The organism is Shewanella donghaensis, assembly GCF_007567505.1.
Classification (GTDB): Bacteria; Pseudomonadota; Gammaproteobacteria; order Enterobacterales; family Shewanellaceae; genus Shewanella; species Shewanella donghaensis.
This window is the reverse complement of the sequence record NZ_CP041783.1, coordinates 4,354,181-4,371,328: the sequence shown is the minus strand read 5'-3', so window position 1 is coordinate 4,371,328 and position 17,148 is coordinate 4,354,181. Positions and strand designations below refer to the sequence as shown.

Genomic DNA, 17,148 nt, shown 5'->3' with positions numbered 1-17,148 from the left:
CTATTGCCCTCTCACTAATGAACGTATTGCAGAAAATAGCTGAGGCTGAGCACTAAAATGATTTCGATGGTATTTGAGCCAAAAAATTGCCTTACGAGTTAATAATATCAACTCATCATCAGACAAGCGCACATGAGGATTATATAAGCTAGCAATCCAGCGTTGCCCTAATTCACCTTGCCACTGTTCAGTATCATGCTTAGATCTATGATTGATAAGTTTATCTAAATTAATGAGTACAGAAGTATCTGCAAGTTTTGCAGATTGGGGCTCGATATAGATCAGCACTTGTTTGAGAATAAAAAATATCTGTTGAGTATTGTGCTGTAAATACTGAGGTGGTTCTGACTCAGTACCATTTTTGCTATTCGTCTGATAAATCTGCTGACGTATCGCATTAATGGCTTCATTGCGGTAACGGTTTTTCCAAACATAATGTAAGCGAATAATCAGCAGTGTCATTAGTATTAAAACACCAAACACCAACACATACCACCAGCCTGTAGGAAGTAATTCAAATCCCGGCCACCACGATACAGGCTCAACAGTGTTGACATCCACAAGGTCGCGTAAAATATAAGTCGATGGCGGGCTATGCTGCATATTATCCACCAATCGCACGTTTAAGTTGGCTTAAATGGTTGCCATCAGTACTTAACTCAACCAAAGGTAAATTATGCCGCGCCATTAAATCATTGAGTGCTTTGGCATTCTGCGCCGCAGTTGCTGAAAACTGTTGATTCACTTTAGAAATTTGCTGACGTTGATGCAAACTCAATTGATAATTTCCATCTCCCATAACCCACTGTGCATCATCAGGAATAGATTGCTCCATAGGATCTGAAATTCTAACCGCTAATAAATCATTGCTGCGCTGAATTTGTTTTAATTTTCCCACATCATTATCATTTAACGATAAGAAATCACTCAAAATAATAACGGTTGATTGACGTAAATCCCGCTGCGCTAATTTGGTTAACGATTCAGAAAAGCTAATTGAATTTGAAGAATTAACATTAAGTGATTGGTTAGTTTGGCTGAGGGTTTTCAATATATGCAGCACATGATTCTGGCCACGCATCGGCTCTGACCACAAACACGCATCAGGTTTTTTAAGTAACATTCCAATGCGATCACCTTCACGTAATACTCGCCACGAAATTAACGCTGCGACTTCAGCGGCTACCACTGATTTCATCGTGTGGGTTGACGCAAAAAACATATTGGCACCTTGGTCGACCAATATCACCACGTTACGATCTTTCTCTTCGGTATATAGTCGAACATGGGGCTGACCGGTTCTTAGTGTCACCTTCCAGTCTAAACAACGAATATCATCACCGACTTGATAATGCTTTAACTCTTCGAAATTTAATCCCCGACCACGAAACTGGGAATGATGTCTTCCGGCCATTAAACTTTTAGCCTGCCATTGAGGTAAAAGTCGGAATGAATGGCTCAAGGCCTGTAATTTCACTAAATGACGATACTCAACATGCAGTCTTGGATCGCGCAATTCCGATTTGGGTTGACGACGCTCAACACTATTCATCTAGGATTATCCTACTGCCACGATATCCAATAACTCATTAACCACATATTGACCATCAACATTATCAGCCAATGCGTCATAACTTAGCGTTATGCGGTGTGACAACACAGAATGCGCGATGCTCCTAACATCATCAGGTAATACATAATCTCTTCCAGATAGCCACGCTTCTGCTCGAGCACATTTATCTAATGCGATTGATGCTCTGGGACTTGAACCTGTCTTTATCCAAGTTGATAACGGTGAGTTTGGATATCTTTCAGGATGACGAGTTGCCATCACTAAAGCCACCATGTATCGCTCTACAATTTCTGACACTGTGACATCAGATAACTGCTTACGAGCAGCAAGAAAAACCTGCGGATCAACTTTCGATATTGTGTTTTTAGCCGCGGTAACTGAATCACTTTCTTCAGCACGAACTAAACGAATAATATCCAATTCAGCCGCATCATCAGGGTAATCAACATTAATTTTCATCATAAACCGATCCATTTGTGCTTCAGGTAACGGATAAGTTCCTTCTTGCTCAACGGGATTTTGAGTTGCTAAAACCATAAACAATTCATCGAGCTTATGAGTCGTATCTCCCACAGTCACAGTTCCTTCTGCCATGGCCTCTAATAAAGCCGCTTGCACTTTCGCAGGGGCGCGGTTGATTTCATCAGCTAACACTAAATTATGAAACAAAGGTCCTTGCTGAAAAGTTAATAGTGGGCTACCGTTACTATCTTGATACTGAATTGTTCCAGTAATGTCAGAAGGAAGTAAATCAGGGGTGAATTGTACTCGACCAAATGAGGCGTTCATCGTATCGGCAAGGGATTTTACCGAGCGAGTTTTAGCTGTACCCGGTAGCCCTTCTAATAGGACGTGGCCTTTAGTTAATAAACCAATAACTAAAGCTCTAATGACATGGGATTGTCCAATGACAGATTTTTCAACTTCGCTGATTAAAGCGGTAATACTTTGTAAGGTATTGTTCACTCGTCACTCCATATCATTGTTTAGTCCTATCTTATTTAAAATAATCATAAACCATTTTAACAATATAGACGTATAACCAAAGGTTATATTCTGTATTCGGTGATTAATTCTATCTACTCAATATAATTTAAGTTGTTATCAAAATAATAGTTTTTAAAACAGTTTCTTAAATAGTCAAACTAAGCAAAGTATAAACGGAGTCCGTATGACAAGTTTCTTTAGTTCGAGTAAAATCGCTCTTTGCACAGGATTGTTAGCAGCATCGGCTGTTGCAAGCGCTGCAGAAAAACCCAATATTCTCGCCATTTGGGGAGATGATATTGGTATTTTCAATATTAGTGCATACAACAACGGCATGATGGGTTATCAAACACCCAACATCGATCGTATTGCAAATGAAGGAGCATTGTTTACCGATCATTATGCTCAACAATCATGTACCGCTGGACGCGCAGCCTTTTTAACCGGACAAGAACCCTTTCGAACAGGGTTACTCACTATTGGTATGCCTGGCTCTGAAGCGGGTATTCCAGACTGGACTCCGACCATTGCTGATGTGTTAAAAGAGCAAGGTTATATGACCGCGCAGTTTGGTAAAAACCACATGGGCGATCAAGATAAACATCTTCCTACCGCACATGGTTTTGATCAATTCTTTGGTAACCTTTATCACTTAAATGCTGAAGAAGAGCCAGAGACTTATTACTATCCAAAGGATCCTGAATTCCACAAAAAGTACGGTCCTCGTGGCGTGATTCGATCGAGTGCTGACGGTAAAATTGAAGATACTGGCCCAATGACGCGTAAGCGTATGGAGCACGCCGATGAAGAGTTTTTAGAAGAGTCGCTAGCCTTTATGGAAAAAGCGGTAAAAGCTAAAAAACCTTTCTTTATTTGGCATAACACGACTCGTATGCATGTATGGACTCGCTTACAAGAGAAATACCAAGGCGCGTCAGGAATTTCTATCTATGCCGATGGTATGTTAGAGCATGATGACCACGTGGGTATCTTACTGGATAAACTCGACTCATTAGGTGTAGCCGATAACACAATCGTTCTTTACACCACCGATAATGGTGCTGAGACAGTTTCATGGCCTGATGGTGGTGCAACATACTTCCACGGTGAAAAAGGTACAACCTTTGAAGGGGGTATGCGAGTACCTCAGCTAGTTCGCTGGCCTGGAGTCATTAAACCTGGAACCAAAATAAACGACATCATGTCACATAAAGATTGGCTTCCAACCTTTGTTGCTGCTGCTGGTGAAGATGACGTAGTCGAAAAGCTTAAATCTAAAAATGGTGCCCGCTATAACGGTAAGAACTGGCGTGTACATTTAGATGGCTACAACTTTATGCCTTACTTTGAAGGTAAAGTGGATAAAGGACCTCGTGACGGCATGCTTTACTTTTCGGCTAACGCGGAGTTGAACGCGGTTAGAACAGGTGACTTTAAAGTCTCGTTTGCAACGCTTGAAGGTAACATTACTGATGCAGTTCGCTTCCAATCAAACTGGCCTCAAGTCGTTCATTTACGCGCTGACCCATTTGAAAAAGCACCACATGAATCTGGAATGTATTTACGTTGGATGGCAGATAACATGTGGTTATTTGTTCCAGTTGGCGGACAAGTACAAGAGTTTATGGCGACACTTGGTGATTACCCTATGCAAAAAAGCCAAGTGTTAAACCCTGGTAACTTCAATCAAAACACTTATATGCTGCAAGGAAAACTCAAAGAACTTGAGCAAATCCGCCAGAAAGTATTGAAGTAACTTTACAAACGACATTTCGTTATAGCGGTAGTTAACCAAGCCCGCTAAAAAGAAACTTACCAAGCCAGTATCACTCAGATACTGGCTTTTTCTTTATCTGGTTCATATCTTCGATTTCAATCTATGCGTTTAACTGCGATAATTACCGACTTCAGTATTTTTAATAAGGTAATTTTCATGACGGCAAACCAATTCTCTTGTGAAGGAATTGAGTTATCACTTTTTCGCTATCCAAAGCAGCAAGAGTCAAATCTTCAAGCTTGGGATGCTGCCGACGAACACCTTATAAAACATATGTTAGATACTGAACAAAAATCAGTAAACACAGCGATCATTAATGATAGTTTTGGCGCACTACAATGCGGCCTAAGTGCGATTGATGCTTCGTGGCCATTATGTGTAGAAACTGATGCTAAAACCAGTTTACTGGGTGCTGAATTAAATTTAGAAGCTAATCAGTTGGTATCAGACAATATACAACGCTTTCATAGCCGGGAATTATTGCCTGACGACCTCAGTTTAGTCTTGATGAAACTACCAAAAAACCTCAGTTATTTTGCCCATCAATTACAGCGTTTGTCACAAGTTTTACCTGCTGGGACTCAAGTATTAATTGCTGCTAAAGCAAAAACCATTAATAAATCTATCTTGAGTTTAATAGAGAAAAACTTAGGTTCCGCCCAAGCCAGTTTAACTTGGAAGAAAACCCGCGTAATCACTTGTATTGCTGACGGTAATAAGCGCCAACTTCCACAAGCTGTCAACTGGCCTGTTGATGAGTTATCACTTAACATCAGTAATTTAAGCAATGTATTTGCCGCTAACAAACTCGATATAGGCGCACGTATCATGCTAGATAACTTGCCAGAAGGTGAGTTCAATACCGTGATAGATCTGGGTTGTGGTAATGGCATTTTAGGTTTGAGAGCAGGCCAGCTCTATCCACAAGCAAGCATTCATTTTGTAGATGATTCTGAAATGGCCGTTGCATCAAGTCGTCATAATTGGCAGCTCAATGGCTTTTCAGCTGAAAAAGCACAGTTTCACTGGGATGATTGCTTAACCCACTTAGAGCCGGAATTGGTGGCAGATCTAGTGCTATGTAACCCACCGTTTCACCAAGGTGAAGCCATTACTGACCATATCGCTTGGCAAATGTTTGTTGATGCCCGCAAACGTTTAGCCCCAGGTGGAATGCTACAAGTCGTGGGGAATCGCCATTTGGCTTATCATGTCAAATTAAAGCGCTTATTTAATAACTGCAAAACTGTTGCATCAAACGGAAAGTTTGTCATTCTACAAGCGATAAAATAACCCCAAGAATATGAGTAGCCAATAATAAAGCCGGTGTATTTGTCACTGGCTTTACGGCTTATCGTAGCCTTCGAAATGCCCAATACCGATACCGATAACGGTTAATCTGTCATCACTACGATTAAAGCTATACGAATCATGTTAAACCTATGCTCGTAAAAGCAATGTCACTCTAGTAACGAAAGCCAAGACCTAACTTCATATAACACCCCCCCCTCCCCGGCATGACATAACCAACCTCACTACTCGCTACCATAAATTGGTAATACAGAAATTGGTAATACATAAATTTAAATTGGTTGACAAAAAAGGTAGAAAACCGCAATTATTGCTTCAACAAACAAGTTAAATGTTAATTATCCAGCAAAATATAATACCCTAGAACTTTAATAAACAGAATTTCTACAATTATAGATTGTTCGCGACAACTGAATAATATGCTTACCAATTAATTTAAAAATACCTAAGAAATTGTATATTGATGAAGTGTTGGTGAGGTTTATTGCTTCTATTTAGTGGTTATATTTGTGGTTATAGATGTTAACCAGCTAATGCATCCCCCTCTTCATGATTCGTTTTGAGGTATACCAACAAGTCTGCAGTTGTTAGTACTGACTAACTTGATAAACGAAAAAAACAAACGTAAGCAATTGATTTATAGAGATTACCATAACATTTATATAACAAGCCTTTCCCCCAAGCTTGTTATAACTTAAAAAGGCCTCTCATCACGAGAGGCCTTTTTAATACCTTTAAGCAACTTGCACTGACGAAGCGATGACTTATTGAACAGACATAAAAAAGGGCGCTAAGCGCCCTTTAAACTAATCCAAAGCCTTAACCGATCCTATTTACCAAGTTATCAATCGAATACAAATCACGCTTCTCACTATTTTTTCGCTTAACTTCTTCTAATGACTTTGCTTCAACGGTATCGAACAATACATTGATTAATCGATTAAAATGTTGATGCATAGCTAAACGAGCTTCAGATGCATCTGCTGCAGCTAACGCCTCATAAATAGCAGTATGCTCATCAAGGGTCTTTTTATTATCTTTACTACACACGCTGTCATAGTCATCAATTATCTTGGTACTCGAGGCGCGTAATGCCCATAAGTTCTCGAAAGATTTTATTAATGCACCGTTACGAGTAGAGTTAGCGATAATGTTATGGAACATTTGATCCGCTTCTTCAACATATGATTTATTTTCCATCATTATCAATGTTTTATTTAACTCAACCAATTCTTCCTTGGTGATAGTATTTGCAGCTAGCGCAGCAATTTCACCTTCAACTAATGCTCTGGCTTGCGTCAATTCAAAGGCATTGATCTTATCTTTATTACTGTTTTGGTTTACCGAGTGTAAAACATATACCCCTGAACCGGTTTTCACTTCAATTTTTTCACGCACTTCAAGTGCGATTATTGCTTCGCGAATGGTTGGCCTGCTTACATCAAACTTCTCAGCCAACTCCCTTTCTGGTGGCAAACGACTACCGGGTGCATATTCGCCGCTAGCAATAGACGCTTCGATCTCTTCTACGATACGCCAAAACATACGTCTATTTTTCATGTCTGGTCCTTCAATGGTTAAAACCAATTACTTTTCTAATTAGTAACATAATATCTATTTAGTCAATCAACGCAAAGCCTATTTGTAAATTTTTATTGTACTTGAACAATTTTGGCATTAGCTTAGGCCAGGTTAGCAAAATGTTATTGGTAATAACAGTATAGTCAATAAACGATAAAAAAGTAACACACTGGTAACACAAAGTGGTTGACAAGATACCTTACCATTGGTTAGTTTCTATTCAGACGCAAGGTTGTATTTAAAGATCATGTTTAAAGTATTGTGTTCTCATTATTAAAAATGATTATGAACTTGGGGATTCATTAGCGTGGAACTTAACAAAATAAATGCGACTAATTTTCTCTCAAGCACAAAGTATTTCCTTGGTGCAAAAGTTAAGTTTTAACCCGCATGTAAAAACTTAACATTGCAACTCCTGCCTCGTACTTGAGGTAGGAGTTTATTTCTCCAAGGCTTATTTATCTGTGAATTAATAGCCCGCTAAAACTACAATAAAAAGAGAGTCATTATGAGTTACCTGCACACTGATACAAGCAATGACAAGAAGTCCTCTAAAACACATTACACCTTAAACAATATCAAAGTGGCATTCGCCCTTAGCCTTACAGCAAGCGCAATAATGCCATTAATGTCAGCCAATGCGGCTACATACACAGTAAAAAATCCAGTTGAATATAATAAAACTGCCAAGAAATTAGTCGCTGGCGATGAAGTCATTCTGGCGGACGGTGTATGGCAAGATTTTGAAATCAAATTTAAGGGTCAAGGCACAAAAGACGCGCCAATAAAGCTATCTGCACAAACAAAAGGCAAAGTCATACTGTCGGGACAATCTAATCTGCGCTTATCAGGTAAATACCTGGAAGTATCAGGACTCGTATTTAAAAACGGCTATACCCCAAGTAATGAAGTTATCGCTTTCAGAACCAGTAAAAATGATTTAGCCAATCATTCACGTGTCTCTGAAGTGGTTATTGATAATTACAGCAATCCAGATCGCCATGAATCTGATTACTGGGTGTCGTTATACGGAAAAAACAATCAATTTGACCATAACCATTTAGTCGGTAAGCGCAACAAAGGCGTTACCATGGCTGTGCGTTTAAAAGGCGAAGATAGCCAAGAAAATCATCATAAAATTGACCATAACTATTTCGGCCCTCGTCCAATTCTAGGTTCAAACGGTGGTGAAACTTTACGCATCGGTACTAGTCATTATTCAATGTCTGACTCTTTTACTCTGGTTGAAAATAACTACTTCGATCGTTGTGACGGTGAAGTGGAAATCATTTCAGTAAAATCAGGTAAGAATACGCTGCGAAACAATACCTTTTTTGAATCCCGCGGCACTCTCACCATGCGTCATGGCAACGGTAATAAAATTGAAGGCAATGTCTTCTTAGGTAATGGTGTTGATCATACCGGTGGCATTCGAGTCATCAACCGCGATCAAACCATCACTAATAATTATCTTGAAGGCTTAAAAGGTTATCGCTTTGGTAGTGGCTTTACCATTATGAATGGTGTGCCAAACTCTCCGATTAACCGTTACCATCAAGTGGTTAATGCTGATGTAAACCACAATAGCTTTATCGATGTAGAACATATCCATTTAGCTGCTGGTAGTGACCAAGAACGTTCTGCTACGCCGCAAAAATCTACTTTTTCAGACAATCTAGTATTTAATAAAAATCAACAAGCACCCTTTTCACTTTTTGATGATATTTCAGGGATTCAATTTTCAAACAATGTTTCAAATGATTTATCAGATAACAAAATAGAACAAGGTTTCACAGTTGAGCCTATAGCGCTTACTCGCGCTGAAAATGGCCTAATGTATCCAACTGATAAAGCATTACGTCAATATGGTGCTACCACTAAACTTTCGCCAACCACCAAAGCGCAAACGGGTGTGAGCTGGTATCCAAAAGATGAACCTGAAACAACTTTCGGTTCTGGCAACGAAATTAAGGTCTCGTCAACTGAACAACTGATAACGGCTATTGAACAAGCAAACAGTGGCGATACCATTGAACTTGCTGACGGTAGCTATGACATTGAGAAAATTATCTTCATTGATAAAGCTATCACCGTCCAAGCCCTAAATACCAAAAAAGCCAAACTAACCTTTAGCAGACCAACATTGTTCGAAATTCAAAATGGCGGTGCGTTAAAACTAGATGGTTTGATTATTACCGGTGAGAACAGCTTAGATTCATCAGGTAATACAGTTATCAGAACCTCGAAATGGGGCATGTTAACTAACTACCGTTTCAGCATGTTTAATAGTGAAATCAAGCAACTTGATATTAATCACTCGTTTCATTTCTTTGACTCAGGCTCACGTGCCTTTGCCAAAAAAATTGAAATCATAAATAACAACTTTGAAAAAATTAGCGGTGATATTTTCAGACTAAATAAAGAGACTGATGACTTAGGTATTTATAACGCTGAATACTTAATAGTCGAGAATAATCAGTTTAAGAACATTGAAGGTGCTTTAGTTAATTTATACCGTGGCGGTACTGATGAAAGTACTTTTGGCCCCCACTTATCATTCATGCATAACGAGGTTAGCAATGTTGGTCAAGGTAAGCGAAATAAGTCTAAAGCCAGCTTATTCTTACATGGCGTACAAGTGACTGATATTGAGAAAAACAGCTTTAAAGATAGTGCGGTAGTCAAAATTGAGCACACCACTGGTGAGCCAGTGACACAAGTCAGTAATAACCAATTCATTAACGCTGGTAGCCCTTCCGTCCAAGAGCTTTATGCGATAGAAAAAACCACCGCGTCAATCACCAACAATAAAGTGCAGTAATTATGAAGACCTCTTACTTATTAAACATCAAAACGCTCAAACGCGTAGTTTGTCTGGTTGCGTTATCAAGCTTAATGCCGATTCAAGTATTAGCAGTATCAACAGCAACTCAACACCCTACATTGGTGGTGAACCAACAAGATGTTGTCACCATGCGCGCTGCAATTAAACAGCCAGGGTTGTTTAAGCAAGCTTTTACTGAAAAAAAGCAGCATGTCGATCACTATATTAAGCAACCGATTATAGTGCCTATTCCTGTTGATGCTGGCGGTGGTTACACCCATGAGCGCCATAAAAAGAACTATCAGCACATGTATGATGCAGGGATGATGTATCAACTAACTCAATCGCCTGTTTATGCTGACTATGTTCGTGACATGCTTCTACAATATGCAGTGCTATATCCTACTCTGCCACTGCACCCAAAACGTAAAAGCCGTAATGAAGGTAAACTGTTCTGGCAAGGGCTTAATGAAGCGGTATGGATGGTTTATACCATTCAAGCTTATGACTTTATCTATGATTCATTATCAGTAGAGCAACGTAAACAGATTGAGTCAGGCATTATTTTACCTGTCGCAGATTTCCTCTCTGTACAATCCCCTCACACTTTTAATAAAGTTCACAACCACGGCACATGGGCAACTGCAGCTGTTGGTATGACCGGATTTGTGCTCGATAAGCCTGAGCTTGTTGAAGTGGCATTACTTGATTTATCTAAAAGCGGTAAAGGTGGTTTTTTACGCCAATTAGACGAACTATTCTCGCCTGATGGCTACTATAACGAAGGTCCTTATTATCAGCGTTACGCTTTACTGCCTTTTGTGACTTTTGCAAAAGCCATAGAACAAAACCAACCTGAACGTAAGATCTTTGAATACCGTAATGACATATTATTGAAGGCCATTACTAGCACTGTGGAATTAAGCTATAACGGCCTATTCTTTCCATTAAATGATGCGATTAAGAGTAAAGGTATCGATACTGTTGAACTCGTAAGAGCGGTCAGCATAGCTTATGGATTAACCAACAATAACGACTTAATCGATATTGCTAGACAACAAGACCATATCCTACTAACTGGCGATGGATTGAAACTCGCTCAAGCCATTGATCAAAATACCCCAAGCAAATATGCATTTGATTCTAGAGTGTTCCTAGATGGTAAAAATGGTGATGAAGGTGCGTTAGTTGTTATGCGCCAGAACGCGCCAAATGCACAAGCTGTCGTGTTTAAAGCCACTGCACAAGGATTAGGTCATGGTCACTTTGATAAATTAACTTGGCAGTTTTACGATGATGGCGCTGAAATTGTATCTGATTATGGTGCTGCACGTTTTCTCAACATCGAAGCAAAAGCTGGCGGTCGATATTTACCAGAAAATATCACTTGGGCAAAGCAAACTGTTGCGCACAATACCCTTGTTGTAGACGAAACTAGTCACTTTGATGGCGAAGTAAAGCGTGGAAATGCAAATCATCCTGACATGGTGTTTTATCACCACGATGATACTGCAACATTAGCCTCTGCAGTAATTGATACTGCCTATAATAACGTCACGTTTGAACGCACCATGGCTTTAGTTACATTACCAAAAAGCCAAGCGCCATTAGTATTCGATATTGTCGATGTTGATAGCTCTACAGCTCATCAATATGATTTGCCTGTTCACTATCAAGGTCAGTTGATTGATACCAACTTTGCCCGTAATGCTTCAGTAAATACCTTAAAAGCATTGGGTGAAGCAAATGGTTATCAGCACCTTTGGTTACGTGCAACGGCAACACCAAAAGCGGCTAATGACAAGTCATCATCTTTGGCTCAAATTACATGGCTCAATGATAACGGTCGTTTCTATACTCATAGCAGCATAGCTACTTCAGAGCAGCAGTATTTGTTTACGCAGCTAGGTGCTAATGATCCTGACTTCAATCTACGCAATGAAAATAGCTTCATTCAGCGTGTATCTGGTGCTAAACAGCACCAGTTTGTCAGCGTATTGGAACCACATGGCGAATATAACCCTTCAGCGGAATATACGCTGAGCGCCACCAGCAAGCTAACAAGCCTTAATTACCAACGCCAAGATGATATCAGCGTGATCAGTTTTCAAATGAAGACAGCATCTGATACTGACAGCACTTATGTGTTAGCGATTAACCATCAACAAACCAAAATTGATGCTGAAAGAAATAACAAATTAACCAACAGCTTTGCTTATAACAACAAGCAATACAGTTTTAGTGGTAGATACCAGCTATTGGAAATCAATAAGTAAAAAAGCACTAAATATAGAAAGTAGGATATACGCGAGTAACCGCGTCTTACAAATGATTAGGGGTGACCACTACACCCTATTCTTTATTCTTATCGCCTGGTTAGCCCACTAGCATTTTTTCGCTATGGCTTGCAGGCAAAACAGTTCCAGTGACGAGAAAAGGTTAATCCGTGAAAAGTATTTTATTGTTGGGTGAATGTATGGTTGAGCTGCGTAATACAGCTCCGAGTACGCTGCATCAATCCTTCGCTGGCGATGCATTTAATACGGCTGTTTACTTAAAAAGGTTATTTACTGAAACACCTGTAAGCTTTGCTACTGCTATCGGTACAGACAGTTTTAGTCAGGCTATGCGTGAATTGTTCAAACATGAACAAATTAACGATAGCTGGGCATTTACATCAGCATCATTAATCCCTGGCTTATATGCTATTGAAACTGATGATGAGGGTGAAAGAAGCTTCACTTATTGGCGTGAAAATTCTGCAGCAAAACAACTGATGACTTTTATCGATGATAAAACCATTGATGCCCTAAGCCAGCAACATCAGATGGTGTTCTTTTCGGGGATATCTCTAGCCGTTATTCAGCAAGAACAACGTCCACTATTTTGGGACATGATCGATAAAATGAAGGCTAAAGGCTTAACCATCGTCTTTGACCCTAATTACCGACCAAGAATGTGGTCAACCCCTGATGCCGCTAAAATTCAGTTTGAATTAGCTTTTTCAAAAGCTGATATCTTACTACCTGGCATTGATGATTTTGAGCAGCTTTATGGTATTGATAATGCTTCTGCGTTGATTGAATTTTGCAGTAAGTACAACGCCAATGAACTCATCATTAAAAATGGTCCAGAAACCGTCATTTCGGTAACCAATGGTTCAAGTGAAGCATTCCATATCACGCCTGCCGATAATGTTGTCGATACCACATCGGCTGGAGACTCATTTAATGGCGCTTACCTTGGTGCAAGACTCAATGGTCACAGCATCAGTGAAGCGATTGACTTAGGCGCTAAAACAGCGGCTTTTGTCATTCAGCATAAAGGTGCAATTGTTGACGCTGATCAATTTAAAAAGTTTAGCCTTACCTTATCTATTAACTAGTTCAATCGTTTAGATATTTAGACAAATGAATTGTCATCATGTTTTGAGCAAACATGTTGTTAATAGATAACTTTAGCTAGGGCTGAACCCAAATGGCCCATTTTTATTCTGATGAATCTGCTCTTTATGGATTCAAGTAACAATTTGGATTGACCTACTCTCTAATTACTTACCCCTTTCAAGTAGTAATTGAGTAGGTTAATCCTCCCCATTCACCATCTTATTTATCCTACTATCAACCATCTTATTTACTGTCTTTAGTAACGTCCTGTGTTTGAGGTGGTGCAAACAACACCTTAAATCGCTCCATGACGGTTAACTTACTGCCTAAAACTTCCTTCAACATATCCCGCCACTCACTAAAACTCACCACGATTGGGTTAAAGCTATTAATTGGTTTAGTGATTCCATAAATTACTGTTTCGTTTTCAGGTTCGAAAGTGCCAAATAGCTTGTCCCAAATGATCAACACACCAGCATAGTTCTTATCAATGTATTGAGGATTACGGCCGTGATGAACCCGGTGATGGGATGGTGTATTAAAAATAAGCTCTAAAGGCCCTACCGATTTAACTGCCTGTGTATGCACAAAAAACTGCAGTCCTAAATTCAGCAGCACCACAAATACCACCCAATTAGGTTCAAAACCAATGATCACTAATGGCAGCCAGAATAACCACATACCAGCCAACGGGTACATTAGGCTTTGTCTGAAAGCGGTGCTAAAGTTCATGTTCTCTGAACTATGGTGTACAACATGGGCAGCCCACATCCACCGTACTCGATGACTTGCTCGATGAAACCAGTAATAGAAAAAGTCTTGGGCAATCAACAATACGATAAAACTGGTAAAGCCCATCTGAATATCAAACAACTTCCAATCAAAAACAGATAAGTATAATTTTGCAATCAAGAGTCCAGCTAAAATATCCGTTAATTGATGCATACCTGCTAGACAAAAGTTACATGCCACTTCGAAGGGATTATAACTTGCTGATGCCGGTAATTTGTTGCGCTTAGCCCCTAAATACCATTCAAGTAAAATACATAAAAAGAACAGCGGCGCTAAAACAAGTAACAGCACTTCGGGATGATTAATCAGTGTATTCAAATCCATTGAAAACCTTTATTTTTATTATTAATTTTTGACTAGGTTGTTTACTTAGTGATTACTACTCATGGTTACCATTTAGCATAGTGATCTTCAGTCAAGCCTAATTGATTTTGTAGCGTATGAATGCGGCCATTATTATCTGTTAACTCTCCGCTGAAATATCCGATGTTCTGTCTAAAGTTACTTTTAAGAAATCCAAAGTTCTTTTTCTCACTGCGGCAATTGAGTGCTTTAAACGTTAACGCTATTTGGTCATCAGCGCTGTTGATATCCCAATAATCATGACGACTATGTCGATTAAATGAGAACTGCACAGCAGGCATGAAGTGACGTTCACCATTTACCCATAAAACGTTTTCAGTCGTCCCAGTTTCATTAACACCTGCGGCTAAATTCAACCCCAATATCCCACTTTCTATTTGGGTATTAATTGATGCCCAACGCCAACTAGTTTCTCTGCGCATATACCCTGCTGAGAAATCATATCCCCCCAAGGCGAAATTTAATGGTTGAGGTTCATTTTTGATGGTTAAACTGCCCAACACTTTTAAGCCATTATGTTTTTGAGTGTAAGTCCAGCCGCTATAACCAGTAGGCGTGCACAAACTCATTGGTAGGCTCAACACTGGCGGGGTTAATGTCAGCTCAGCTTGAATGTCTTTGGTGGCAATATTAAGTGCCCAAAGTCCATCTTTAATGGAAAATTCAATCACACTTTTACCGTGCTTAATACGGGATGTTCCAGCCATTGGGGAAGCTGTAATAGACATCCCCATAGAGAAGGGTTTTAAAGCTTGGGTTTCAGTGAGGCGATTATTAGCAATATCGTACAAATAACAAAAACTGCTGCCCACATAACGGATATCCGCAATAGCGACACCGATAATGTAACGAGGCGTAGTGATATTAATAAACTGAAACTGCTTGAAGTGAAAATACTTGGCCAGTGATGAATTTGGCTTATCCATTTCATTAAAATAGTTAAATTGTTTAACACCAAGATCGGCGACAGCACCATCAAAATGGCCATAAATAGGCTGACCTTCACTATTCATTAATTGTTCAGGGGCTAACTGCAAGTGAGTTAATGGCATTAAGCGTCCAACTTTTTTAATTATTATTTACCTCTAACTTCTATATTTTCTTAAACAATGTCAACGGTTAGTTATTAAGCTTGGCTGTGGCAGGCGCCATCAATGAATTGTTCAGTGAACATCTCAATGAAGACTTGATTACCTATCGCTAAATTAAACCGTTGCAGCATATTGAATAGACTGGCATAGCAATGAAAATCTGTTATTCTGACATCATCATTTTTTATTATTTTTAGTCATGAAATCATTACCATTATTCTTGTGTGCTTCATTATTTTTATCCGCATGTGCAAGTTATACCCCAACTCATATCGCACTAAATCCCAGCGCACCTCAATCAATTAACCAAATTGATCAATATGCTTCTATTGCAGTCAGTACCATTGATGTTCGTAAAGCCAACTTTATTGTCCGTTTCAACAAAGGTGACGATGCCGCTGAATTAATCAGCCCCAGTGAACCTATAAGACAACAACTGGATAGTGTTTTTAAGCAAGCACTGACTAAAGTTGGCTACCAGGTTAATCCCGCGGCAACTAACTCTGTGCAGTTTCAATTAGATTACTTACTAACAGATGTCACAGAGTCTACTTTTGGCTTCGAAGCTAAAACCGCATTAACCATTAATGTGATCGCTAAAAATGAGCGTCAAGAATTCACTAAAATCTACAATGGTAAAGGCACATTAACAGGGCCATTCAGTCCTGATTACGCCACACTAGAATTAGACATGAATAAGTTAATTGATGAGCTAAATACCAAAATCATTAACGACACTGAACTGCACCAATTTTTACAACAATAAACAAGGATGAAGCCATGCATAAGTGGATTTTAGCTAGCGTACTTGCATTAACAACCATGGCTACCCAAGCAGCCATTGATATTCAACCCGATACGCTATACCCAAAGGTTGAGTTTGATACCACTATGGGAAAAGTCATTGTTGAACTTGATAGAACTCGAGCGCCGTTAACTGTAGATAATTTTTTAACTTACGTCGTTAAAGGCGAGTATGACAATACGATTTTTCATCGTGTCATTGCTGACTTTGTGGTTCAAGGCGGTGGATTAACCTCTAAGCTTGAAGAGCTAGAGTCAATGGACCCTATTGTTAACGAATCAGGTAATGGCTTATCCAACAGCATGGGAACGATTGCGATGGCTCGCGATAATGATCCCCATTCAGCAACACGACAGTTTTACTTTAATGTGGGCGACAATAAAAACCTCAACCCTTCTAAACGCCGCTGGGGTTATGCTGTATTTGGCGAAGTCGTTGAAGGTATGGCAGTGCTTGAAGCTATGTCTTATACCCCAACAGCTCATAATGCCCAACTTAACTGGCCAGATGTACCCATTAAAGAAGTCATGCTGAACAAAGCCACACTGCTAGCGAGATAAAGACAGAACCTAGATGATACCTGCAGCCAAATAATGACAATCTCTAAATAAAAGCATTACTATTGTTAAGGTTATAAAATTCAGTTTTTAGCATAGAC

13 protein-coding genes are annotated in these 17,148 nt (G+C 39.5%); 7 read left to right on the top strand and 6 right to left on the bottom strand.

All coding sequences use genetic code 11. The features are described from left to right. From FPK91_RS18655 to FPK91_RS18645, 3 genes are read right to left on the bottom strand one after another with little or no spacing between them, the layout of a single operon-like run. Positions 1 to 603, bottom strand: a complete 603-nt coding sequence (locus tag FPK91_RS18655) for a DUF4381 domain-containing protein (protein ID WP_144213229.1) — start codon at positions 601 to 603, stop codon at positions 1 to 3. 1 nt (position 604) lies between these two features. Then, positions 605 to 1,552 (bottom strand): DUF58 domain-containing protein, encoded by a 948-nt coding sequence (locus tag FPK91_RS18650; RefSeq protein ID WP_144213227.1) that lies wholly within the window; start codon positions 1,550 to 1,552, stop codon positions 605 to 607. Positions 1,553 to 1,558: 6 nt separating this feature from the next. Continuing rightward, on the bottom strand, positions 1,559 to 2,539 hold the full coding sequence (locus FPK91_RS18645; RefSeq protein WP_144213226.1) for an AAA family ATPase: 981 nt from the start codon (positions 2,537 to 2,539) through the stop codon (positions 1,559 to 1,561). A gap of 205 nt (positions 2,540 to 2,744) precedes the next feature. Here FPK91_RS18645 and FPK91_RS18640 point away from each other — a divergent pair, with 205 nt between their 5' ends. Together FPK91_RS18640 and FPK91_RS18635 are read left to right on the top strand one after the other, a co-directional pair. Continuing rightward, a complete protein-coding gene (locus FPK91_RS18640; protein ID WP_144213224.1) occupies positions 2,745 to 4,316 on the top strand; it encodes an arylsulfatase in 1,572 nt (523 codons plus the stop codon). Positions 4,317 to 4,493: 177 nt separating this feature from the next. Then, entirely contained in the window at positions 4,494 to 5,630 is a 1,137-nt protein-coding gene (locus tag FPK91_RS18635) for a methyltransferase (protein ID WP_144213222.1), read from the top strand. An 837-nt stretch (positions 5,631 to 6,467) separates the two neighbouring features. On the opposite strand, the gene FPK91_RS18630 is transcribed toward FPK91_RS18635, so the two are convergent. Next, entirely contained in the window at positions 6,468 to 7,208 is a 741-nt protein-coding gene (locus tag FPK91_RS18630) for a FadR/GntR family transcriptional regulator (protein ID WP_144213220.1), read from the bottom strand. A gap of 529 nt (positions 7,209 to 7,737) precedes the next feature. Here FPK91_RS18630 and FPK91_RS18625 point away from each other — a divergent pair. The 3 genes from FPK91_RS18625 (at position 7,738) to FPK91_RS18615 (ending at position 13,438) form a co-directional block, all read left to right on the top strand. Continuing rightward, the gene (locus FPK91_RS18625) at positions 7,738 to 10,050 is read left to right on the top strand and encodes a polysaccharide lyase 6 family protein (protein ID WP_227006622.1); all 2,313 of its coding nucleotides are present in this window, start codon (positions 7,738 to 7,740) and stop codon (positions 10,048 to 10,050) included. Positions 10,051 to 10,052: 2 nt separating this feature from the next. After that, the gene (locus FPK91_RS18620; protein ID WP_144213218.1) at positions 10,053 to 12,329 is read left to right on the top strand and encodes a heparinase II/III domain-containing protein; all 2,277 of its coding nucleotides are present in this window, start codon (positions 10,053 to 10,055) and stop codon (positions 12,327 to 12,329) included. 170 nt (positions 12,330 to 12,499) lie between these two features. After that, the gene (locus FPK91_RS18615) at positions 12,500 to 13,438 is read left to right on the top strand and encodes a sugar kinase (protein WP_144213216.1); all 939 of its coding nucleotides are present in this window, start codon (positions 12,500 to 12,502) and stop codon (positions 13,436 to 13,438) included. A 244-nt stretch (positions 13,439 to 13,682) separates the two neighbouring features. Here the strand turns inward: FPK91_RS18615 and FPK91_RS18610 are convergent, their stop codons facing one another. Both FPK91_RS18610 and FPK91_RS18605 read right to left on the bottom strand, forming a co-directional pair. Then, positions 13,683 to 14,555, bottom strand: coding sequence for a sterol desaturase family protein (locus tag FPK91_RS18610; RefSeq protein WP_144213214.1), 873 nt, complete (start codon positions 14,553 to 14,555; stop codon positions 13,683 to 13,685). A gap of 65 nt (positions 14,556 to 14,620) precedes the next feature. Then, complete coding sequence (locus FPK91_RS18605; protein WP_144213212.1) at positions 14,621 to 15,646, bottom strand: DUF2804 domain-containing protein; 1,026 nt, start codon at positions 15,644 to 15,646, stop codon at positions 14,621 to 14,623. Positions 15,647 to 15,884: 238 nt separating this feature from the next. Here FPK91_RS18605 and FPK91_RS18600 point away from each other — a divergent pair, with 238 nt between their 5' ends. After that, complete coding sequence (locus FPK91_RS18600) at positions 15,885 to 16,451, top strand: YajG family lipoprotein (protein ID WP_144213210.1); 567 nt, start codon at positions 15,885 to 15,887, stop codon at positions 16,449 to 16,451. 14 nt (positions 16,452 to 16,465) lie between these two features. Then, positions 16,466 to 17,050 (top strand): peptidylprolyl isomerase, encoded by a 585-nt coding sequence (locus FPK91_RS18595; RefSeq protein WP_144213208.1) that lies wholly within the window; start codon positions 16,466 to 16,468, stop codon positions 17,048 to 17,050. The last annotated feature ends 98 nt before the right edge of the window (positions 17,051 to 17,148 follow it).